The 20495-nt window shown below is 62.0% G+C and carries 17 protein-coding genes and 1 pseudogene; 4 read left to right on the top strand and 14 right to left on the bottom strand.

Annotated elements, in window-relative coordinates:
• Window positions 1-71: 71 nt before the first annotated feature.
• Window positions 72-893 (bottom strand): sulfite exporter TauE/SafE family protein, encoded by an 822-nt coding sequence (locus tag ACN2XU_RS20320; RefSeq protein WP_419412177.1) that lies wholly within the window; start codon window positions 891-893, stop codon window positions 72-74.
• Window positions 890-1906, bottom strand: coding sequence for a tRNA dihydrouridine(20/20a) synthase DusA (gene dusA / locus ACN2XU_RS20315; protein ID WP_419412176.1), 1017 nt, complete (start codon window positions 1904-1906; stop codon window positions 890-892). Before dusA ends, ACN2XU_RS20320 begins: the two co-directional genes overlap by 4 nt.
• Window positions 1907-1962: 56 nt before the next feature.
• On the opposite strand from dusA, the gene ACN2XU_RS20310 reads away from it, so the two are divergent.
• Together ACN2XU_RS20310 and ACN2XU_RS20305 are read left to right on the top strand one after the other, a co-directional pair.
• Window positions 1963-3060, top strand: a complete 1098-nt coding sequence (locus tag ACN2XU_RS20310; RefSeq protein ID WP_419412175.1) for a tyrosine-type recombinase/integrase — start codon at window positions 1963-1965, stop codon at window positions 3058-3060.
• Between the two features lie 368 nt (window positions 3061-3428).
• A pseudogene (locus ACN2XU_RS20305) lies at window positions 3429-4591 on the top strand (IS3 family transposase).
• A gap of 288 nt (window positions 4592-4879) precedes the next feature.
• Here the strand turns inward: ACN2XU_RS20305 and ACN2XU_RS20300 are convergent.
• From ACN2XU_RS20300 to ACN2XU_RS20250, 11 genes are all read right to left on the bottom strand, one after another.
• Complete coding sequence (locus tag ACN2XU_RS20300) at window positions 4880-5761, bottom strand: 2-hydroxy-3-oxopropionate reductase (RefSeq protein WP_419412174.1); 882 nt, start codon at window positions 5759-5761, stop codon at window positions 4880-4882.
• Between the two features lie 46 nt (window positions 5762-5807).
• On the bottom strand, window positions 5808-6800 hold the full coding sequence (locus ACN2XU_RS20295) for a D-2-hydroxyacid dehydrogenase (protein WP_419412173.1): 993 nt from the start codon (window positions 6798-6800) through the stop codon (window positions 5808-5810).
• A 216-nt stretch (window positions 6801-7016) separates the two neighbouring features.
• A complete protein-coding gene (locus tag ACN2XU_RS20290) occupies window positions 7017-7736 on the bottom strand; it encodes a GntR family transcriptional regulator (RefSeq protein ID WP_419412172.1) in 720 nt (239 codons plus the stop codon).
• An 84-nt stretch (window positions 7737-7820) separates the two neighbouring features.
• A complete protein-coding gene (locus ACN2XU_RS20285; protein WP_419412171.1) occupies window positions 7821-8888 on the bottom strand; it encodes a DUF475 domain-containing protein in 1068 nt (355 codons plus the stop codon).
• Window positions 8881-9624, bottom strand: a complete 744-nt coding sequence (locus ACN2XU_RS20280) for a ribonuclease activity regulator RraA (RefSeq protein ID WP_419412170.1) — start codon at window positions 9622-9624, stop codon at window positions 8881-8883. Before ACN2XU_RS20280 ends, ACN2XU_RS20285 begins: the two co-directional genes overlap by 8 nt.
• Before the next feature lie 27 nt (window positions 9625-9651).
• Entirely contained in the window at window positions 9652-10665 is a 1014-nt protein-coding gene (locus tag ACN2XU_RS20275) for a lactonase family protein (RefSeq protein ID WP_419412169.1), read from the bottom strand.
• Between the two features lie 6 nt (window positions 10666-10671).
• Window positions 10672-11880, bottom strand: coding sequence for a mandelate racemase/muconate lactonizing enzyme family protein (locus tag ACN2XU_RS20270; protein ID WP_419412168.1), 1209 nt, complete (start codon window positions 11878-11880; stop codon window positions 10672-10674).
• Window positions 11881-11889: 9 nt separating this feature from the next.
• The gene (locus ACN2XU_RS20265) at window positions 11890-13632 is read right to left on the bottom strand and encodes a dipeptide ABC transporter ATP-binding protein (protein ID WP_419412167.1); all 1743 of its coding nucleotides are present in this window, start codon (window positions 13630-13632) and stop codon (window positions 11890-11892) included.
• The gene (locus ACN2XU_RS20260) at window positions 13632-14777 is read right to left on the bottom strand and encodes an ABC transporter permease (protein WP_419412166.1); all 1146 of its coding nucleotides are present in this window, start codon (window positions 14775-14777) and stop codon (window positions 13632-13634) included. Before ACN2XU_RS20260 ends, ACN2XU_RS20265 begins: the two co-directional genes overlap by 1 nt.
• A gap of 5 nt (window positions 14778-14782) precedes the next feature.
• Window positions 14783-15769 (bottom strand): ABC transporter permease, encoded by a 987-nt coding sequence (locus ACN2XU_RS20255; protein ID WP_419412165.1) that lies wholly within the window; start codon window positions 15767-15769, stop codon window positions 14783-14785.
• Between the two features lie 76 nt (window positions 15770-15845).
• The gene (locus ACN2XU_RS20250; protein WP_419412164.1) at window positions 15846-17792 is read right to left on the bottom strand and encodes an ABC transporter substrate-binding protein; all 1947 of its coding nucleotides are present in this window, start codon (window positions 17790-17792) and stop codon (window positions 15846-15848) included.
• 323 nt (window positions 17793-18115) lie between these two features.
• Here ACN2XU_RS20250 and ACN2XU_RS20245 point away from each other — a divergent pair, with 323 nt between their 5' ends.
• On the top strand, window positions 18116-18994 hold the full coding sequence (locus tag ACN2XU_RS20245) for an NAD-dependent epimerase/dehydratase family protein (protein WP_419412163.1): 879 nt from the start codon (window positions 18116-18118) through the stop codon (window positions 18992-18994).
• Window positions 18991-19875 carry an aldose epimerase family protein gene (locus ACN2XU_RS20240; protein ID WP_419412162.1) on the top strand — a complete coding sequence of 295 codons (885 nt, stop codon included), beginning with the start codon at window positions 18991-18993 and terminating at the stop codon, window positions 19873-19875. The genes ACN2XU_RS20245 and ACN2XU_RS20240 overlap by 4 nt, the downstream gene beginning before the upstream one ends.
• A gap of 17 nt (window positions 19876-19892) precedes the next feature.
• Here the strand turns inward: ACN2XU_RS20240 and ACN2XU_RS20235 are convergent, their stop codons facing one another.
• Window positions 19893-20495, bottom strand: a complete 603-nt coding sequence (locus ACN2XU_RS20235) for a biotin transporter BioY (protein ID WP_419412161.1) — start codon at window positions 20493-20495, stop codon at window positions 19893-19895.

Raw genomic sequence — 20495 nt, 5'->3', positions numbered from 1 at the left:
TTTTGCCAAGAACCTTTTAAGCTTTTAAGCAGTGCCGAAACAGTCGGGCGCAAAAGGCGGGATTGTTGCCATCACCCCCAGAGCGCCTTGCGCAGCATGTTCACGGCCACGATCAGGATGAACACGGCGAAGGTCCGGCGCAGGGTCAGCGCCGGAAGCGCGTGGGCAAGCTTTGCGCCCCACGGCGTGGTGATCAGCGTCATGGACACCGCGATCAGAAATGCCGGCAGGTTCACCGCGCCGATGGTATAGGGCGGCGCGGCGTCAACCGAAAGCATCAGGAACCCGATGACCGACGGCACCGCGATCAGCAGGCCAAAGCCCGCGGCGGTGGCCACGGCCCGGTGCATCGGCATGTTATACAGGGTCATCAGCGGCACGCCAAAGCTGCCCCCGCCGATCCCCATCAGCACCGACAGGAACCCGACAAGCGGCGACAGAACCGCCCGCGACAGGCCGGTTGGCATCGCCTGCCCCAGCCGCCAGTGCTGCTTGCCAAAGGCCATGTAAAGGCCCACCAGCCCGGCGAGCACGCCGAAGATCACCGCAAGCACGGCAGAGCGCAGCCCCGCCGCGATCAACATGCCGATGACCGCGCCGATGACGATCCCGGGGGCCCAGGTCTTGAGCACATCCCAATCCACCGCGCCCTTCTTGTTGTGCGAATGCACCGACCGGATCGAAGTCACGATGATCGAGGCAAGCGACGTGGCAAGGCACACCTGCATCAGCATCGGCCCGCCATAGCCCAGCCCCGAGAACACGAAGTAAAAAACCGGCACCAGGACAATCCCGCCGCCCACGCCAAAAAGACCGGCAAGAACGCCGGCAAAGGCAGAAGAGGCCATCATCAGAAGGATGAGGGGAACGAGGGTGGAAAGATCGTAGGTCATGCAGCCTGTCCTTGGTCTACTTGCGCCAAAGCCTCTTCGACAAGCGCCGGTCCGGCCCCCGCACGGCTCGCTCCTTCGGACAGGACCCGCCGCCAGACGCGCGCACCAGGGCGCCCCGCGAAGAGACCCAGCATATGGCGCGTCACCTGATGCAGTTTGCCCCCAGAGGTCAAGTGCGCTTCGATATACGGCAGCATGGCGCGCGCAATGTCTTCGGCTGACTGGCCCGATGGCGCGGCACCATGGATGCGGCTGTCGGCCTCACCCAGAATATCCCACGGCCGGTGGTAGGCGGCCCGGCCGATCATCACCCCATCCAGACCGGCATTCAGAAAATCTTCCGCCTGTTCAAGGCTTTCGATCCCGCCATTCACGCTCAGATGGAGGTCGGGAAAACGCGAGCGCATCCGCAGCACAAGATCATAATCCAGCGGCGGAATATCGCGGTTTTCCTTGGGCGATAACCCCTGCAGCCACGCCTTGCGCGCGTGGATCTGAACCCGGCGCACCCCGGCCTCCCGAACCGCCTCAAGAAACGCGGGCAAGACGGCCTCCGGGTCCTGATCATCCACCCCGATCCGGCACTTCACAGTGATCTCGCACCCCACCGCATCCATCATCGCCCGGGCACAGTCGGCAACCAGCGTCGGCGTCTTCATCAGGATCGCACCAAAGGTGCCGGATTGCACCCGGTCGCTTGGGCACCCACAATTGAGGTTGATCTCGTCATATCCGGCATCCACGCCCAGCCGCGCCGCCTGTGCCAGCTCCACCGGGTCCGACCCGCCAAGCTGCAACGCGACGGGATGCTCCTCGGCGTTGAACTCAAGCAAATGCAGCGCCCCCCCACGCACCAACGCCGGCGCGGTGACCATCTCCGTATAAAGCAACGTGGCGCCCGACATCAGCCGATGAAAATACCGGCAATGCCGATCGGTCCAGTCCATCATCGGGGCGACAGATAGGCGAGAAGCCCTTAAAACATCTGTTTTTGTTTGATTTTCCTGCGTCACCGAGTCTTACCATTTCTGCCCATTTTGGCCCACTTACCCCCGTTTAGTCATACGAGATGGCGAGCATCAGAGAACGTACCCTCGGGGATGGGTCGAAGGCATACCTTGTTCAGATCACCCGGCGCAAGGCGGGGGTTTTCGAATCCCGGCAGTTCGACAAGAAGAAGACGGCAGAGACGTGGGCCAAGAACCGCGAGCGAGAGATCGACGAGGACATCAAGGCGGGGCGGGCGGTCAGGACGCGGAAGGAGAAGCGCGTCACGCTGGGGGATGCCATCGACCGATACGAGAAAGAGTCCATGCAGGAGATCGGCGACACGAAGACCCAAGTCCTGCGGACGATCAAGACCGAGTATGACATCGCGGAGTTGCGCTGCGACGAAAACGAGTCCAAGCACATCGTGAGCTTCGTCCAGTCGCTCTACGACCGCCCCGGACTGAACTCCCCCTCAACGGCAGGGAACTACCTGTCGCACCTCTCCAGCGTCTTCGCGGTGGCACGCCCGTTGTGGGGATTCCCGCTGGACCAGCAGGCCATCAAGGATGCACATACGGTCTGCTCGAAGATGGGTATCGTCAGCAAATCCGACGAGCGGTCCCGGCGTCATACGCGGGACGAGCTGGACCGGCTCATGGACCACTTCCAGCGCGCCACACTGGCGGACAAGCGCACGCTGCCCATGCACATCGTGACCGCCTTCGCGTTGTTCAGTAACCGCCGTCAGGCGGAGATATGCCGGATCACATGGGCCGACTACGACCCGGACGCCCAGCGCATCATGGTTCGCGGAATGAAGAACCCCGGCAAAAAGAAGGGCGTGGACACGATGGTGGAACTGCCTGACCCCTGCTGCGTCATCATCGCGGCCATGCCGAAGGTGGATGAGCACATCTTCCCTTTCAGCACGGACGCGGTCAGCAGACGCTTCACCGATGCCTGCAAGTTTCTGGAGATCGACGACCTGCGCTTTCACGACCTCCGCCACGAAGGGGCTTCCAGACTGGCGGAGATGGGGCGCACCGTGCCTCAGCTCGCCGCTGTGACCGGGCACAAATCATGGAAGAGCTTGGAGCGCTACACCCACGTCCGTCAGATCGGCGACAAATATGCGGGGTGGAAGTGGATCGCTAAGGTCACGGGCGAGGGAGCATGAGGCCCCTGCCCCGCTGACGCGGGGCCTCTCCCTTCGCCCTAGAGAGCCGTGAGGGCCTCTCCCCTTCGACCGGCACAGCCTTTGTCCTGACCCGCCCAGCGCGACGGCTCATCAGCATCGGCTTGGGTGCGCCAGTCAGGCTGGGATTCTCTTTGCGGAAGAGGTCTAACGGTTTGTTCTTCTATTTCAGACGTGGATAGGCAGTCATGTGCACATTTCGCACCTTTCGGCCAACACGCCACGCAAAGGAACAATAGTGCTGGCTGTCCAGTAGGCGGTGTACTGCCATTCGCTGCGTCGGTAATCCTCCCCAAAACTAAGGGGATGCGGACGTAGAATATTCTCGCAGGATGAACGAGGAGATTCCGATGAAGAAGGCACGTTTTACGGAAGCCCAGATCATGGGTGTGCTGCGCCAGATGGAGGGCGATGTGCCTGCTGCGGAGTTGTGCCGCGAACATGGCATGCACTGACCGGCAGCATATTGCGCAGCAATGTGCGAGAGGGGGCAGCGCGACGCTATACAAATGGCGAGCGAAGTATGGCGGCATGAATGCCAGCTTCATCAGCGAGAGCGAGCCTTGTCCGCCATTGGTCCGAGGACAATGGCGAGCGCGATGGCGGAGGAGAACCGGCGCCTGAAGCGCATGTATGCTGACGTCAGCATGCAGAACGACCTGCTCAAGGAGGCTTTGGGAAAAAAATGACACGGCCAACTCAACGCCGGGAGTTGGCGGTGAAAGCGGTGGCGATGAACGGCGTCAGCATTTCGCTGGCGTGCCGGGCGTTCGACGTCAGTGAGACCTGCTACAGGTACAGTCCCAAGCTGGACGACGAGAATGAGCAGATCGCTGATCTGCTTCTGGGGCGGACAACGGCAAAGAAGACCTGGGAGTTCGGCCTGTGCTTTCCGTACCTGCGCAACGTCCAGGGCCATGGCTGGAACCACAAGCGCGTCTAGCGGATTTATCGCGAGCAGGAGCTGAACCTGCGGATCAAGCCGCGCAAGCGCCTGAAGCGGGAGAAGCCCGACGAGCTGGCCGTGCCAGAGGCCCCGAATAAGGTCTGGTCCATGGATTTCATGGCGGATCGCCTCGGCGATGGTCGTCAGTTTCGGCTGCTGAACGTCCTGAACGACTTCAACCGCGAGGGCTTGGGCATCGAGATCGATTTCTCACTGCCTGCAGAACGGGTCGTCAGGGCATTGAACCGGATTATCGAGTGGCGGGGAAAGCCATTGGTGATCAGAGCCGACAATGGCCCCGAGTATGTCAGTTCAACGCTGACGATCTGGGCCGAAAAGCTGGGCATCTCCCAGATCTACATTCAGCCCGGCAAGCCCCAGCAAGACGCCTATCTCGAGCGCTACAACCGGACGGTCTGGCACGAATGGCTGGACCTGTACATTTTCGACAGCATCGAGGAGGTCCAGCAGATTGCCACTGAGTGGCTCTGGTCCTACAACCACGAACGCCCCAACATGGGCAACGGCGGGATGACACCCGCCCAGAAACTGAAGATGGCCGCGTAAATTCTACGACCAAGCCCCCGTAATAACGCGGGGATTACCGGCCGGCACCGCATGACCAAACCGCGTGACAATGATGCCCGACAGATCGACATGGGCCATGCCGCCTCGAAGGTCTGTGCCATGATTGCCGGGGCCGTTCCTGCCCCGACGATGATGCACCGCCGCTTCGGGTTTTCCGGCAGAGGGTCCGCAAGCACATCCGCAGAGCGGGCTGCATCCATTAACCTCCGCAGAACCAGTCCCGCGGAGGTTTTGGGTAAGGCGGTCATCTATTCCCCTGCGCGGTCCTCAAACCCCGATTTCGTGGCCAGAAATCGCCTCGATGGCCCGGACAAGGGCGGAATGGTCCAGCTCGCCATGGCCCATACTTGCGCAGGCATTGAACAATTCCTGTGCCTGAGCGGTTGCGGGCAGAGCCATCTTCAGGCTGCGTGCCGAATCCAGCGCGTTGTTCAGGTCCTTTTGATGCAGCGAGATGCGGAAGCCCGGCTCGAACGTGCGGTCGATCATCCGCTTGCCGTGTAGTTCCAGGATCCGCGACGAAGCAAGTCCGCCCATGATCGCGTCGCGCACCTTGGCCGGATCGGCCCCAGCCTTGGACGCAAAGACCAACCCTTCGGAGACCGCGCCGATGGTCAGGGCGACGATGATCTGGTTGGCGATCTTGGCCGTCTGACCGGCACCGACCTCCCCCACCAGCGTGATGTTCTTGCCCATGACTTCGAAGATCGGCAACACGCGGTCGAAATCCGCCGGCGCGCCGCCAACCATGATCGACAGCGACGCCGCCTTGGCGCCCGCCTCGCCGCCCGAAACCGGCGCGTCCAGATAGGCACAGCCCAGCCCGGCGATGCGGTCCGCAAACTCGCGCGTGGCCACGGGCGAGATCGAGCTCATGTCGATGACGGTCTTGCCCTCGCTCAGCCCGGCGGCAACGCCGTCTTCACCGAACAGCACGGCCTCGACGTCGGGCGTATCCGGGACCATCAGGATGATGATGTCGGCGCTTTGCGCGACGTCCTTGGCGGTATCTGCCGCCTGCGCGCCTTGGTCGACAAGGTGCCGGGACACGTCCTTGACACGGTGCAGAACAAGGTCGTGGCCAGCCGCGATCAGGTGTCCTGCCATGGGTCGCCCCATGACGCCGAGACCGATGAAACCGATTTTCATGGTGATATCCTTCTTGTTTGAACGTTGGTGATCTGGGGAGGCCCGGTCACGCCTCGGACCACAGATCCTCTTTGCTGATCTGGTTGAGCATTTCCTCACCGGCGCGGTACCGCCGGACATTTTCGAGGATCACTTGCAACGACCGTTCGGACCGATCCGGCAGCTTGGCCGAGAAATGCGGCGTGATGAGCAAGTTCGGCGTGTCCCAAAGCGGGTGCTCGGGCGGCAGGGGTTCCGGGATCATCACGTCGATCCCGGCCCCGGCGATCTGTCCGGTTGTCAGGGCATCGATCAGCGCCTCTTGGTCGACGACCGCGCCGCGCGCCAAATTCACGAGGTAGGCAGACTTTTTCATCCGAGCGAACTGGTCTGCCGCGATCATGTGGCGCGTCGCATCAGACAGGTTGATGACCAGCGCGACGATGTCGGATTGTTCGAGAATTGCGTCGATCCCCTCGCCCCGGTCGCTGCAATACATCCGGTCGACGCCCTCGGGGGGCGGCTCGTCGCGGCGGCGATAGCCCAGAACTGTCATGCCAAACGCCTTGGCGCGAACGGCCAGTGCCTTGCCGGTGTTACCCATGCCGATGATGCCCATGGTGCGCCCCTTGAGCGCAAAGATATTGTCCATGTCGTTCAAACCGCGCCATTGGTGCCGCTTTTGCGCCTCGTAGAATTCCGGATATCTCGCGCAAAGCATGAGCGAGAACATCATGACATGTTCGGCCAGCGCAGGCCCCGACCGTCCAGCCGACCCGGTTACGATCAGGCCCTTTTCAAACACCTCTGGGCGGGCCGACTTGGTGAGACCTGCATGGTCGCAATGTACCCATTTCAGCCGCGGCGCCTCGATGAAACGCGGATCGAGATCGCTTTGCAGGATGGCAATTTCGGCCTCGGCCAGCGCGGCGGCAACGGCCGCATCGTCGCCGGGATCGACGCGCAGGATCCGCCCCGGCGGAAGCGCGGCTTCAAGCCGGACCCATTGGTCCGGGTCGAAGGGCAAGTTGCTGGAAAGGAAGGTTGCCGTATCTTTCATTTGCAAGTTTCCGTTCTTTTTGCCACAGCCATATTTACACATTATCTTTATATTATAATGTACAATCCACAACCGAAAATCGTGTCCGAAGCCAGATGGATGGCTGAACGCGATGGAAGTGCATTGAAAAAGGCGGTCGACCAACCGCAAAGGATTTGCAGATCACGGATCACCATCGCAGTACGCTGGGTGTGGATGACGAACCGGGCCGACCGGTCAGTTGTTGGCCTTGAGACGTTTGCGGCGCAGTCGATCCAGAAAGGCCGTCTGCGTGTTGACGAGATGCTCTTTGATCATGCGTCCGGCTTCTTCGGCCTCGCCTTTTTCCACGGCTTCGACGATGCCCCAATGCTCGGCACTGGACCTCCGCATCTGGGCAAGCGTCGGCGGGTCCGATTTGGACAGGGCCTGCAGCCAACCGTCGTGTTTGCGGATGATCGAAACTGCTTCGGAATTGTGGTGGTTCTCCACGATACAGCCGTGAAACGCGAGATTGGCCTGACGAAACGCCACCTCGTCGCCGGCCTCGACCGCGTGTTCGCAATCTTCCTGATGGCGCCGGAGTTGCGCGATTTCGTCGGCGGTTGCGGTTTCGACGAACCCCTTCGCAACATATTCCCACAGAACGATTTTCAGATCGAAAACGTTCTGCAGCATGTCCTCGCTGATTTCTCGCACGCTGGCACCGCGATTGGGCTCGATGGTGACCAGCCCCTCGCCCTCCAGCACCTGAAGCGCCTCGCGCGCGGGGTTCGTGCTGGTGCCAAAACGCTTTGCAATTTCAGAGACCTTGAGACGCGCCCCGGCGCCAAGACGCCCGTCGAAAATCTCTTCGCGGATCAGTTGTGCAATGCGGCTGTAGCCTGGCTCGCGGACTTTCCTGGTCTTCGATGGAGTCGTTGTTTTGCCGCTTGGGCTCTTGACGATTTTGTCCATCACTCTTCCTTGCCTCGCCGCGTTGGTCTTCAGGAATTTAATATACGATCAAACTATGTTCATACACAAATGGCTGGGCCGCCGTCAGCAGTTGAGCGCCCGATTGCGCCGCACCGATGACCAGAGCGCAAGACCGATCATGGCGCACCCGCCCAGCCCGGTGATCAGCTCCGGCACGTGCAATATGGACTGCGCGAACATCAGCACCGACAGGATAATGACCGCATAGAAGGCCCCATGTTCGAGATAGCAGTACTGTTTCAGTGTGCCCGCTTCGACCAGCATGATGGTCATCGACCGCACATACATCGCCCCGATACCCAGTCCAATGGCAATCACGAGAAGGTTCTGCGACAGCGCAAATGCCCCGATCACACCGTCAAAGGAAAATGACGCATCCAGAACTTCGAGGTAGAGGAACGCCCCCAGCCCGCCTTTCGCCGCACCTTCAAGCATCCCCTTCGTGCTGTCCAGAAACGCGCCCAGGGCCTCGACCATAAGGAAGGTCAGCAGGCCCCATACCGCAGCCCCGAAAAACGCGTGGCTGTCGGCCGCCGTCCCTTGCAGCCCGGCGAAGGCAAGGATCAGGGCAAGGACCAGCATGATCTCGAAACCCCGTATCCCCGCGGCGCGGGCCATGCGCGTTTCGATCCAGCGGACCCAGTGGTCATCCTTCCCGGCATCGAAGAAAAAACTCAAGCCCACCATCAGCAGAAATGCCCCGCCAAAGGCCGCGATGGACAAGTGCGCTTCATTCATGATCCGCGCATAGTCGTCGGGTGCCGCCACCGCCAAGACCAGCGCCTGCCAAGGGCCGACATTGGCAGCAATGGCCACGATCGCCAGCGGAAAGACGATGCGCATGCCGAAGACCGCGATGAGGATGCCCCAGGTCAGAAAGCGACGCTGCCAGACGGGCGACATCGACTTGAGCTTGTTGGCGTTCACGATAGCGTTGTCGAAGGACAGGCTGATTTCCAGCATGGCGAGAACCGCACAGATGAAGAAGATCGACAGTGTACCCTGCACGGTTCCGGTCGCGTTCCAGCCGACCACCCCGCCAAGCACCAAACCGACAGCGGTGACCAGAAATGCCCCGCGAAAATGGAGGAGCAAGGTGCCACCAGTTTGCCCGGTCACGTCGCTACGCATCTTGCTTGACCCGACGATAGAAATGATCGCCGTCCCGCGCGGCAAGCCACGCCTCGAAGGCCGTGCGGTGTTCGTCCTTGGTGCAGGGATACAGGCCGATGATGGTGTTGCCCTTCTCCACCTGTTCCAGCGCGAAGTCCTCGTAAGCGGTCATTTCGATGCATTCATCCGCGACCGCGTCGGCGATTTCGGCGGGCACCACGATCACGCAGTCGGCATCGCCCACGATCACGTCACCGGGAAAGACCGGGGCATCGCCGCAACCGATCGGTTCGTTGATGGCGATGGCCTCGTTGTTGGTCAGGTTCGTCGGGCTGGACGGGCGCGTGTGATAGGCCGGGATATCCAGCTCGGCGATGTTCATCGCGTCGCGGAACCCTCCATCAGTGACCACACCAGCTGCGCCGCGCTTCATCAGCCGGGTGATTAGAATATCTCCGGCCGAGGCCGCATCGGCCTGCTTTCGGCTGTCCATGACCAGCACATGGCCTTCGGGGCAAGTTTCGATGGCGACGCGCTGCTTGTGGTCCGGGTTGCGAAAGACCTCGATCCCGTTGCGATCCTCGCGGGCGGGCATGTAGCGAAGGGTAAAGGCCGGGCCGACCATGTTCGCGCCCTTCCAGCCAACCGGATGCACGCCCTGTATCACCTGATGACGCAGGCCCCGCTTGTACAGCGCAGTGGCGATGGTCGCGACGGACACATGCTGAAACTTGGCCTTGGTGTTCTCTTTCATGTTCAGATCCTTGATGTATTTGGCCAGTCAGACCGTCAGCACCCAACTGGGCACCGCGCCAATCTCGAACCGTGAGGTCAACTTGGGCCGACCGTCGCTGTCGAGCCGATAGGTCCATGCCTCGCCATTCTTTTCACCCAATGCGATCAGGTGGCTGCCGGAGCGGTTCAGGCCAAAGGCCGTCGGGCAATCAGGCCCCGGCACAGCTTCGATGGCCTGCATCCGACCCATTTCGTCGAGGCGATAGCTGAATATCTGCGATGTGAGGCGTTCCGAGGCATAAAGACGGGACTCATGCATCGAGAGCCGTAGCTCCGCGGCCCAGGCCGTGTCGACCTCGGGCAACATCGCGACGGTCTGGCGCACGGACAGCGCGCCGGTCGCGCCGTCGACGTCCAGCAACATCAGCAGCCCCTTGAACTCCGACAGAAGGTAGGCGTGCCGACCATCCGAGGTGAAACAGATATGCCGGGGCCCGGATCCTTCGGACAGGTTCAGCCGGGACAGTGGCGTAAGCCCACCAGAAGACGCGTCAAAGCGGTATCCCTGTACGAAATCCCCGCGCAGGCTGGTGGCATAGACCAACCCGTTCGGGGCGGGCCGGACGCAATGCGCCTTGAACGCATCAAACGTCAGGACAGGATCACCCGCATATCCGGCGTCGTCAACCGGGTTGACTGCGACGACACTGCCGGTATTGGATGAGGACAGCACACGCCGCCCGCAGGGCGACATGGCCAGATAGCACATGCTGGCGGGCAAGCTGGCGCTACCGAGACAGGTTAAGCGCCGCGTGGGGCGGTCCAGCGCAAGACTGAACAGGCGGAAGTCATCGCCGCGCCATGCAAGGTAGATGCGATCACCTGCCGCGTTCGCGGCCATGGGCACACCACGACAAGCGCCCTCGGCGCCCGGCAGGGACAGCTTGTCGATGACCTCAAGCGACCCGATCTCTGGATCGAAGGAACAGAGCGCCAGTGCCGCCTCGCCCGCGAGGGCGATCAGGACAAGCTCTTTCATGGGCAACGTCGGCTGGTCCATCGGATCTCACGCCTCGTCCGTCCGCTTGAGCCGCAGGCGCGACCGGCGGCGCAGGCGCGGCTGGAAATAGACGCATTCGCCGAAAGTGCCGGGCTCGTATGCACCCTCGTTGCCAGGCATCTCGGCGACGTTGCGGCTGCTGGGATACTTCTCGATTTCCTCTTCGACCAGCTCCACCCCCAACCCGGGTGCAGTCGGCAAGGGCAGCGCGCCGTTTTCGGCCTTCAGCACCGGCGTGACGACCTCATAGCGCCCCTCCCAATCGAACTCGACCCGTTCGAGCATCAGAATGTTGGGCACGGTTGCCATGACGTGCAGCGCCGCGAATTCCGCCACCGGGCCAAGCGAACCGGAATGCGGTGCAAGGGTGATGAAGTGGGATTCCGCCATCGCGGCCATCTTGCGCATCTGGGTGATCCCCCCTGCCCGGCCGGTGTCGGGCTGGATCACGTCGACGAGGTCGCGCTCGATATAGGGGCGGATGCCCCAGATCGTGCTGACGCGTTCACCCGCAGCAAGGGGAATGTCCACCGCGTCACGCACCCGTTGCAGCGCGTCGAGGTTCTCGGGCGCCACCGGGTCCTCGTAGAACAACAAGTCAAGCTGCTCCATCTCGCGCCCCACGGCGATGGCGTCGGCAGCGGTCATCCAGGACGGCCCATGCGCGTCGACCATGACGTCGACATCCGCGCCCACCGTGTCGCGGATCGAGGCCACGAGATCGATGTCCACCGCGCCGGTAAAACCGACCTTCACCGCGCTGTAGCCGCGATCCATCAGTTCGCGCGCGCGCTCCGGCGTCTTGGCATGGCCATAGACCGGGATCGTATCGCGAAATTTGCCGCCCAGCAGGTTCCAGACCGGCTGGCCCAGCACCTTGCCCTTGATGTCCCACAGCGCCATCTCCAGCCCGGTCAAGGCCCCGCCGCCGACCGTGCCGGTCATGCCATGGCCCATCGTGGCGACGTAGAGCCTTTGCCACAGCCGGTCGATGTCGCGCGGGTCCTCGCCCAACAGGACGTTGGTCAGGTCCTGCACCGCCCGCTCGATCACGCGCGGCCAGCCGGAGCATTCGCCGATGCCGTACACGCCTTCGTCGGTTTCGACCTTCACGAAAAGCCAGTTGCGCGATCCGCGAAACGAGCCCTCTCCGGCCGGCATGCCCGGCCGCGATCCGACCTGCATCAGGAATGTCTTGATATCTGTAATCTTCACGGGACGTCCTCAGGCTGGTTGATAGCGCACGCGCTGTTTCTGGCCGCGCACGCGCGGATCGGCGACAGGTACGGCAGACAGCAGCGATTGCGTGTAGGCGTGCTGCGGGTCTTGACAGACGGTTTCGGTGTCACCGGTCTCGACGATCTGCCCGCGATACATAACGGCGATACGGTCGCAGAAATAGCGTATCACGGCGATGTCGTGGCTGATCAGGATAAAGCTCAGATCAAGCCGCTCCTGAAGGTCGAGCAACAGGTCGAGCACCTGCGTCCGCAGGCTGACATCCAGCGCCGAGGTTGCCTCGTCCGCGATGATGACCCGCGGGTTCGGGGCGATGGCCCGGGCGATGGACACGCGCTGGCGCTGGCCGCCCGAAAAGGCATGCGGGTAGCGCATGTAGGCAGAGGTGGGCAGACCGACCAGTTCCAGCAGTTCGTGCACCCGGTGGCGGATCTGTTCCGGGGTCAGCAGTCCTTCGACCACAAGCGGTTCGCCGATGATCTGCCCGATCGTCATGCGCGGGTTGAGCGACGAAAACGGATCCTGGAACACCGTGCGGATGTCGCGCCATGGCTTTTCAAGCTGGTCCTCGGTCAGACCGGCAAGGTCACGTTCCTGCCCGCCCCCGTCGGTATAGAGGATGCGCCCCTCGGTCACCTCGTGCACCCGTTGCAGGCAGCGCCCGAAGGTCGTCTTGCCCGAACCGCTTTCTCCCACGATGCCCAGATTTTCGCCCTTGCGCAGTTCCAGATTTGCCGCGTTGACCGCCTTGAAGCCCTTGGCCTCGCCGAACCAACTCTTCTTGGCACCAAAAACCTTGGTGACGCCCTTCGAGACAAGGATCGGTTCGCCGACAGGCCGGGTGTCGCGCATTGCAAGGCGCCGTTCTGACGGGTGGTCCAGCTCGCGGACCGAATTCAACAGACGCTGAGTGTAGGAATGCTGCGGGTTTTCGAAGATCTCGTAGACATCGCCGGTCTCGACGACCTTGCCAAACCGCATGACGGCGATTTCATCCGCGATCTCGGCGACCACGCCCATGTCATGGGTGATGAACAACACGGCCATGTCGCTTTCGTCCTGGATCGAGCGGATCAGGTCGAGGATTTCGGCCTGAATGGTCACATCCAGCGCCGTGGTCGGCTCGTCCGCGATCAGCACAGTCGGGTTGCAGGCCAGCGCCATGGCGATCATCGCCCGCTGCCGCATCCCGCCCGAGAATTCGAACGGGAACTGGTCGATGGCCTTGCCGGGGTTGGGGATTTCCACCTTGCGCAGCAATTCCAGCGTGCGGTCGCGGGCCTCTTTCTTGGATACGGCCTCGTGCAGGCGGATCGCCTCGCCGACCTGATCGCCGATCCGATGCACCGGCGACAGCGAGCTCATCGGTTCCTGAAAGATCATCGCGATGTCGCGGCCGCGCAGGTTGCGGATGGCCTTTGACTTTGGGTGCAGTTGCAGCAGATCGACCGTTTCGTCGAAACCGCCGCCGCGTGCGGTACGGTGACGGTGCAGCAGCGCCTGCCCCCCGGTCACGCGGCCCGGCGGGTCGACGATCTGCAGGATCGAGCGCGACATCACACTCTTGCCAGACCCGCTTTCGCCGACCACACACAGGGTCTTGCCGGCGTGCAGCTCCAGCGACACGTCATCCACCGCGCGAAAGCTGCCGCGCTGGGTCACGAATTCGGTCGTCAGGTTCCTGAGTTCCAGAACCGTGGTATCAGTGGTCTTGGGGGATACGGTCATCAGTGTGAATCCTGTGCATAGGGATCGGCGGCATCACGCAGGCCGTCACCAAGAAAGTTCAGGGCAAGCACGGCCAGGAACACGGCCCCACCCGGAATGAAAAGCCACGGCGCCTGAGCGATAGATCGCACGTTCTGCGCTTCCTTCAGCAACACCCCCCAGGAGATAATCGGTGGCGTCAGACCAAGGCCAAGGAAGGACAGCGACGTCTCGGCGATGATCATCACCGGGATCGCCAGCGTGACCGATGCGATGATGTGGCTGACCATCGACGGCATCATGTGGCGAAAGATCACGCGCTTGCGCGAACAGCCATCCAGTCGCGCGGCGGTGACGAAGTCCTCGGTTCGCAGCGCAAGGAAACGCCCCCGCACCACGCGGGCGAGTTCCGTCCAGGCCACCAGCGACAGGATCACCGTGATCGCGAAGTAGCGCGTCAGCGGGGACCAGTCCTGCGGCAATGCGGCGCTCAGCCCCAACCAGATCGGGATCGTCGGCAGCGAGATCACCAATTCGACGATCCGCTGGATGAACATGTCGACCCGGCCACCGTAGAACCCGGATATGCCGCCTAGGATGAGGCCAAGCGCAAGGCTCAGAGTCACACCGACAAGGCCGATCGACATGGAAATCCGGGTACCATAGATCGTGCGGCTGAACATGTCGCGCCCGAGGCGGTCGGCGCCGAACAGGTAGAACCGTTCGTCGGGGTTGGCGGTCGTCAGCAGGTGACGCTCCATCGGGATCAGGCCCCAAAGCCTGTAGGGATCGCCCTTGCCGAAGAACCGAAGATAGATCTTCTGGTCGGGGTTCGACGTGAAGGTGGTCTTCAGCGTGAACTTGTCACGCTCCATCGTCATCGCGCGGACATGGGGCCGGATCGACCAGCCCCCATCCGGGGCATGGTCGATGAACCGGATCATCTGCGGCGGGTGATAGACATCTGTCGACGACGTCGCATTCGGATCGAAGGGCGCGAGGAACTCGGAGAACGCGGCAACCACGTACAGCGACAGCACGATGATCGCACCGGTCATGGCCAGACGATGTCTGCGGAAGGCGATCCAGATCAGGCGCCACTGGGACGCAAAATCCTGAGGCGATTGGTCGAGCGCGCGCGGGTCTGTTTCTGTCTTGGAAGTCATTGTTGTCACCGGAAGCGGATGCGCGGATCGATCACCGCAAGAAGAATGTCTGATACCAGCATGCCGATGATCGAAAGGCAGCAGAGCAGAAGGATGAATGCCCCGGCGAGGTACATGTCCTGCGCCAAAAGCGCTTGCAGCATGAGCGGGCCCGCCGTCGGCAGCGACAGCACGACAGCGGTGATCACGGCGCCCGAAATCAGCTGCGGGAAAGCCCAGCCGATGGTCGACACGAACGGGTTGATGGCGATGCGCACGGGGTATTTCATGATCAGACGGAATTCGGATAGCCCCTTGGCGCGGGCCGTCGTCACGTAGGGGCGGTGCAACTCGTCCAGCAGGTTGGCGCGCATGATGCGCACAAGGCTGGCCGTCGCGCTGGTTCCGAGGATGACCACCGGGATCCAGATGTGTTTCGCCAGATCGACGAACTTCGCCCAGGACCACGGCGCGTCCTGATATTCATCCGAGAACAGGCCGGATACGTCGGCACCGAAATACACCACTGCAATGTACATCAGCACAAGCGCAAAGAGAAAGTTGGGTGTCGCAAGGCCAAGGAACCCGATCGTGGTAACAAGGTAGTCGCCGATCGAATACTTGCGCACCGCGGAATAGATCCCGATGGGCAGCGCCACCGCCCAGGTGAACATGAGCGTCGCAAGTGCCAGCGTCACGGACAGGGACATACGCTCCCAGATCAGCGTGGATACGGGCTGTTGCCATTCAAAGGAGATACCGAAATCGCCTTGGACGGCGTTGATGATCCAGTACCAGTACTGGATCAGGAAAGGCTGATCCAATCCGTAGCGTTCGCGCATGGCGTCCAGTCGCACCTGATCGACGATATCCCCGGATTCGGAAAGCGTCGCGGCGAAGCTGGTAATGTAGTCACCGGGCGGCGCCGTGATCAAGGCAAAGGCGATGAGGGAAACCGCAAACAAGAGCGGGATTGACCACGCGATGCGCCGCAAAATGTAGAGGAAAAGCATGGAGGGCCACCAGGTCCGAAGTGTTTTGGCAAAGCAGCGCCGCGTTTGTTCGGCGCTGCTGATTGATCGCAGTGCTTCAGTCGGCCCAGTACCAGGTCTGCAGCAAGGTGGGCGACGGGGTCGCGTAGGCCCACGACCTCGGCATCGCTTCCGGCACGTTTCTCAGGCCGTTCTTGACGATGCCATAGGTCGGCAACGCTTTCGACAGGCCGAAAACCTCGAACTCCTCCGCCGCGATGGAGGCGATTTCCAGAATCTTGGCGCGGCGCTGTTCGGGGTCGGCCAGACCGCGAGCCTGATCATACAGCTCGAGACGCTTCTTGACATTGGCAGGCGGCTCCTCGCCGCGTTCGCCACCGCTTTCGTACCACTCTTTCCACGGAATTCCGTAGCGGCTGTCGTGGCTGACCGGCACGATCTGATGCGGCAATTGCCCCGGAACCCAACTGGACGTGGCGTTCCAGATCGCCGCATCGTGGTCGTTGCTCTCGGAGGTACGCTGATAGAAGAAGGTGCGCTCCATTGCGTTGATCTCCATGTCAACGCCGATCTCGGCCCATTGCTGTTCGAAAAGTTGCAGCGCGTCGACCCATGTCGGATCGAAGGTCGGGATGACGTCAACCTTGAAGGTCAGCGGTTCGCCGTTCGGCAAGCGGCGGACGCCGTCTGACCCGCGCTCGAGCCCGAGACCGTCCAGCAGTTCGTTCGCCTTGGCCGGATCATGTTCGAGATATTGCGTAGAAAGCTGTTCGTGGAAGTTGGGATGATCCTCGAACGGGCCTTGCTGCCACGGCTCGCCTTCGCCCAGCATCACCGTGTCGATGATCGCCTGACGGTCCAGACCAAGCGACAGCGCAACCCGGAAGTCTTTCTCGTTGAAGACTTTCCGCAACTCGGGGTTCTTGCTGGTCAGGTTCAAGTCGAAAATCATGTTCGAGCCACCCGGGCTCTCGGCTGCAAAGAACCTGTAATCCCCGGCCTCGCGGTTTTCGGCCAGCACGGGCCGGTTGGCTGCGGCGTCGATGTGGCGCAGGCCATAGTCGATCCTGCCGCCGATGATCGCCAGGATCAGGCTTTCGGTATCGGCACCGATCGGCATGACGAGCTCATCGATATAAGGCAACTGGTTGCCCTCGGTGTCGATCTGCCAGAAATACGGGTTGCGCTCCATCACGACGCGCGTTGCGCCGCCGGTATACGGCTCGGTCACGATCCAAGGGTCCATGGTCGGCCGGTCAGGGTTGCCCCAGCGCGCCGGGATTTCAAGGTCGCCGCATTTTTGCAGGAACAGGTTCTGCCAGTCGGCAGCGTTTTCCGCTTCGATCAACGCGTCGATGTCGTCGTTGTACTTGGGCATGAACTGGCTGCAGTATTTCTTGGAATACAGCACCGGGTTCTGGCCCAGAGGCGCGGCCAATTCCGCAAGGAAGTCGCCATAGGGCTGGGTGAACGAGAATTTGACGGTGTAGTCGTCGATCTTCTCTGCCTTCAGCGGCTCGCCGCCGGCGGTATAGCGCGCGGGCGTTGGAGCGAATTCGTTGTTCAGGATCACATCTGCCACGTTGAACATGACGTCGTCTGCGGTAAACGGCGTGCCGTCCGACCACTTCATTCCCTCGCGCAGATGGAAGGTAAAGGTCCTGCCCTCGTCACTGACCTCAAAGCTCCTGGCGAGGTTCGGAACGACTTCGGTGTATTGCGGATCCCAGCGTACAAGCCCCTGCGGTCCCACGACCCTCAGGATCCCGTTATGGTCCGAACTGCCGCGCAGACCGGTCCTCAGCGCACCACCGTAGGTCCCGACCGAGTCCAGCGGCTGCACAACCTCTGGCGCGCTGCCGACCCGCTCGGACACCGGGGGCAATTCTCCGGCAGCGACCTTTTCAGCAAGGGTCGGCGCTTCGCCAGTCGCCTCTTGCGCGACAACGGACAGCGCCATCAGCGGCGTGATCGCAACACCCAGCATCAGGCCAGCCAGACCGCGACCAGACCTCACCGGCACGTTGTTTGTACCTCTTTCCATCGATTCCTCCCTGTTTTTGCTGCGGTGGGCAACGGCTCCTCCCGCCGACCTGCTGCAGCACTGGCAAAACCGTATAATCTCAGTTTACATTTTTCAATACAGATTATACATTATTTCAGGATCGAGACCGTTTCGGTGCAGACAAAACTTGGATCACGTTGGCCGGATGGCGAAAATATGACAGGGAAAACAATGATAATTTCGCGAAAGAGGCTGCGCGCGACCGACCGGAAAGCATCGCACACTATTTCATGCATCAAAAGCGGCACCCGGCCTGAATTCGGCCGCTCTGCGGCGTCGAATCGGATTGAGGGTCTACGGGTATGACGACGCAGCAACCGCATGATCCTCGTCAACGGACCGCGCCGGACGGCCCGCGCGACCTGTCGGCAAAGCGGATCGCGATCACAGGCGGGTCCGGTCGGGTCGGAACGGCGCTGCGCAGCGCTCTTGCAGGACAAGTCGCCAGCATCAAGATCGTCGACACGGTGGACCCCGGACCTCTTGGCGACAATCAGACATGGGAACGGGTGGATATCTCGGATGGAGAAGCCCTGTCTGCCTGCATGAGGGACGTAGATGCGATCGTGCACCTTGCGGGCTACCCGAACGAACGCAGCATCGACGATATCCTGCGCGTCAATGTCCTTGGAACCCACAATGTGCTGGAGGCGGCCCGGCGCAACAACATCGGGCGAGTTGTGTTCGGATCGTCCAACCACGCGGTCGGCTTCTATCCTCGTCAGACGGTCGTGTCCGACACGGATCCCATGCGCCCGGATTCGCTTTACGGGCTGAGCAAATGCTGGGGCGAGCTTGAGGCCGGGCTTTACTTCGACAAGTTCGGCATCCGCACGCTGAACATCCGCATCGGCAACGCCGGAGACCGGCCCACGGATGCCCGTGCGTTGCGGATCTGGGTCAGCGCGCGCGACCTTGCGCAGCTGGTCAAGATCGGGCTGGACCATCCCGACATCACCTGCACGACCGTCTACGGGATATCCGAGATCGAATCCGGCTGGCTGGACAACAACACGGCAATCGCCCTGGGATACCGTCCCGCTGACAGCGCCAAGGCGATGGCCGGGCCGGACAACGCACAGGAGCGTCCCTCGCGCATGCCGCATATCGCCGAGTTCTTCCAGGGGGGGCGATTTTGCGTGATCGAGCACGATGGCACGCTGCGGGACCGCTTGAAATGACGACGCAGGGTGCGTCCCGGCCGACCTCATTGGACCCCGACGCGCCGAGTTTCTCGATCCGGAACGACACTTTCGAAGCCGTGTTCCATCCTGCGGCCGGGGGGCGCCTCGGATGCCTGCGGCACGTGCGCCACGGCGACCTGATCGTGCCCTTTACGCCCGTCGGTTTCGACCCGTCCGCCTGGCCCAAATCCGGCGCCTTCCCCCTGTTTCCGTTCCACAACAAGCTCCGGCAGGCGACGTTCGACCACAATGGCCGACAGGTCCACCTGCGGCCCAACATGTCGGACGGTTCCGGTGTGATGCACGGCCCCGCCCATCGCCGCGCGTGGATCGTCACCAATCACGAAGAAAACCAGATCACCTTGGCTTTGGAGTATCGTGCGGACGCGGATTGGCCCTTTGACTTCTGCGCGACGCAGCGGTTCGAACTGCACCAGGATCGGCTGACCGTCACCCTTCGCCTGACCAACACCGGGCACGAGATCATGCCCGGCGGGCTGGGCTGGCACCCGTATTTCCGCGCCTCTGTCGACGGTGTGATCGGCATTGAGGCCGCGCAACGATGGTCCCCCTTTGGTCCGACCGGCTTGGTCCAGGATGGCCCGGTTCCGCCCCGTGCCCGACTGAAGACCGGCCTCACCCTGCATTATTCCGGCTGGACGCAAGCCACGGCGGTCATCGGCGACGGCGCGCGGATCAGGTTGACGGGAACGGGCGCCTTGACGTGTTTTGCCGCCCTGCACAAAGAGGAATACCTTTGTCTGGAACCCGTCTCCCATGTCGCCGGGGCATTGGAGCTGCCCCAGCGCGAAACCGGCGTGCGTCATTTGGCACCAGGCGAAAGCCTGCAAGGGTCGGCCATCTTGTCGGTGATCTGAAGCGACAGCAAACCCGGTCAACGGCTCGACAAGACGCCGCATACGCGCCACGCCAGCGGAACTGCAAAGGCGGCCAGCCCCAGCTTCAGCACGTCGCCCAGCAGGAAGGGCAAAAGGCCCCATTCCAGCAACGGCTTATCCCAGCCCAGCAGCACTCCCAGCCACAGCACACCCGGCAGATAGATGACGAGGTTGCCCGCCAGCAGGGCCAGCCCCATACGCAAAGGCGACCTGTCCCACCCCGCCCGCGCGGCCACGCCCAGTGTCAGCACCGCAAGGACGTAGCCCGCGAGATATCCGCCGGTCGGCCCGGCCATGTAGGCCAGCCCGCTGGTCGTGGCCGAGGATCCGGCAAAGACGTCCAGCCCCAGCGCGCCACACAGAATGTAGACACCAATCGTCGCAAGCCCCAGCCCCGGTCCGTAGACCGCACCCAAGGTCAGAACCGCGAAGGTACCCATGGTCATGGGCACGGGCCACATCGGTACGACCACCTTTGCGCTCAGCGTCAGGACCAGCACCCCCGCCAAGACAAGCGCCAGCCGGTGCGGCGTCACGTTGGCGGACGCATGGGTCAGCATCTCTTCAGCCAAAACGGCGCGTTTGTTCGTTGTCAGCAT

Source organism: Pacificoceanicola niger (genome assembly GCF_048553275.1).
Taxonomy (GTDB): Bacteria; Pseudomonadota; Alphaproteobacteria; order Rhodobacterales; family Rhodobacteraceae; genus Pacificoceanicola.
This window is presented reverse-complemented; position numbering and strand designations above follow the sequence as displayed.

What these genes read in the sequence shown, in the direction of transcription:
- ACN2XU_RS20320 (WP_419412177.1), bottom strand. Translation starts at nt 893, where the DNA reads ATGACCTACGATCTTTCCACCCTCGTTCCCCTCATCCTTCTGATGATG.
- ACN2XU_RS20310 (WP_419412175.1), top strand. Translation starts at nt 1,963, where the DNA reads ATGGCGAGCATCAGAGAACGTACCCTCGGGGATGGGTCGAAGGCATAC.
- ACN2XU_RS20300 (WP_419412174.1), bottom strand. Translation starts at nt 5,761, where the DNA reads ATGAAAATCGGTTTCATCGGTCTCGGCGTCATGGGGCGACCCATGGCA.
- ACN2XU_RS20295 (WP_419412173.1), bottom strand. Translation starts at nt 6,800, where the DNA reads ATGAAAGATACGGCAACCTTCCTTTCCAGCAACTTGCCCTTCGACCCG.
- ACN2XU_RS20290 (WP_419412172.1), bottom strand. Translation starts at nt 7,736, where the DNA reads ATGGACAAAATCGTCAAGAGCCCAAGCGGCAAAACAACGACTCCATCG.
- ACN2XU_RS20285 (WP_419412171.1), bottom strand. Translation starts at nt 8,888, where the DNA reads ATGCGTAGCGACGTGACCGGGCAAACTGGTGGCACCTTGCTCCTCCAT.
- ACN2XU_RS20280 (WP_419412170.1), bottom strand. Translation starts at nt 9,624, where the DNA reads ATGAAAGAGAACACCAAGGCCAAGTTTCAGCATGTGTCCGTCGCGACC.
- ACN2XU_RS20275 (WP_419412169.1), bottom strand. Translation starts at nt 10,665, where the DNA reads ATGGACCAGCCGACGTTGCCCATGAAAGAGCTTGTCCTGATCGCCCTC.
- ACN2XU_RS20265 (WP_419412167.1), bottom strand. Translation starts at nt 13,632, where the DNA reads ATGACCGTATCCCCCAAGACCACTGATACCACGGTTCTGGAACTCAGG.
- ACN2XU_RS20260 (WP_419412166.1), bottom strand. Translation starts at nt 14,777, where the DNA reads ATGACTTCCAAGACAGAAACAGACCCGCGCGCGCTCGACCAATCGCCT.
- ACN2XU_RS20255 (WP_419412165.1), bottom strand. Translation starts at nt 15,769, where the DNA reads ATGCTTTTCCTCTACATTTTGCGGCGCATCGCGTGGTCAATCCCGCTC.
- ACN2XU_RS20250 (WP_419412164.1), bottom strand. Translation starts at nt 17,792, where the DNA reads ATGGAAAGAGGTACAAACAACGTGCCGGTGAGGTCTGGTCGCGGTCTG.
- ACN2XU_RS20245 (WP_419412163.1), top strand. Translation starts at nt 18,116, where the DNA reads ATGACGACGCAGCAACCGCATGATCCTCGTCAACGGACCGCGCCGGAC.
- ACN2XU_RS20240 (WP_419412162.1), top strand. Translation starts at nt 18,991, where the DNA reads ATGACGACGCAGGGTGCGTCCCGGCCGACCTCATTGGACCCCGACGCG.
- ACN2XU_RS20235 (WP_419412161.1), bottom strand. Translation starts at nt 20,495, where the DNA reads ATGCTGACAACGAACAAACGCGCCGTTTTGGCTGAAGAGATGCTGACC.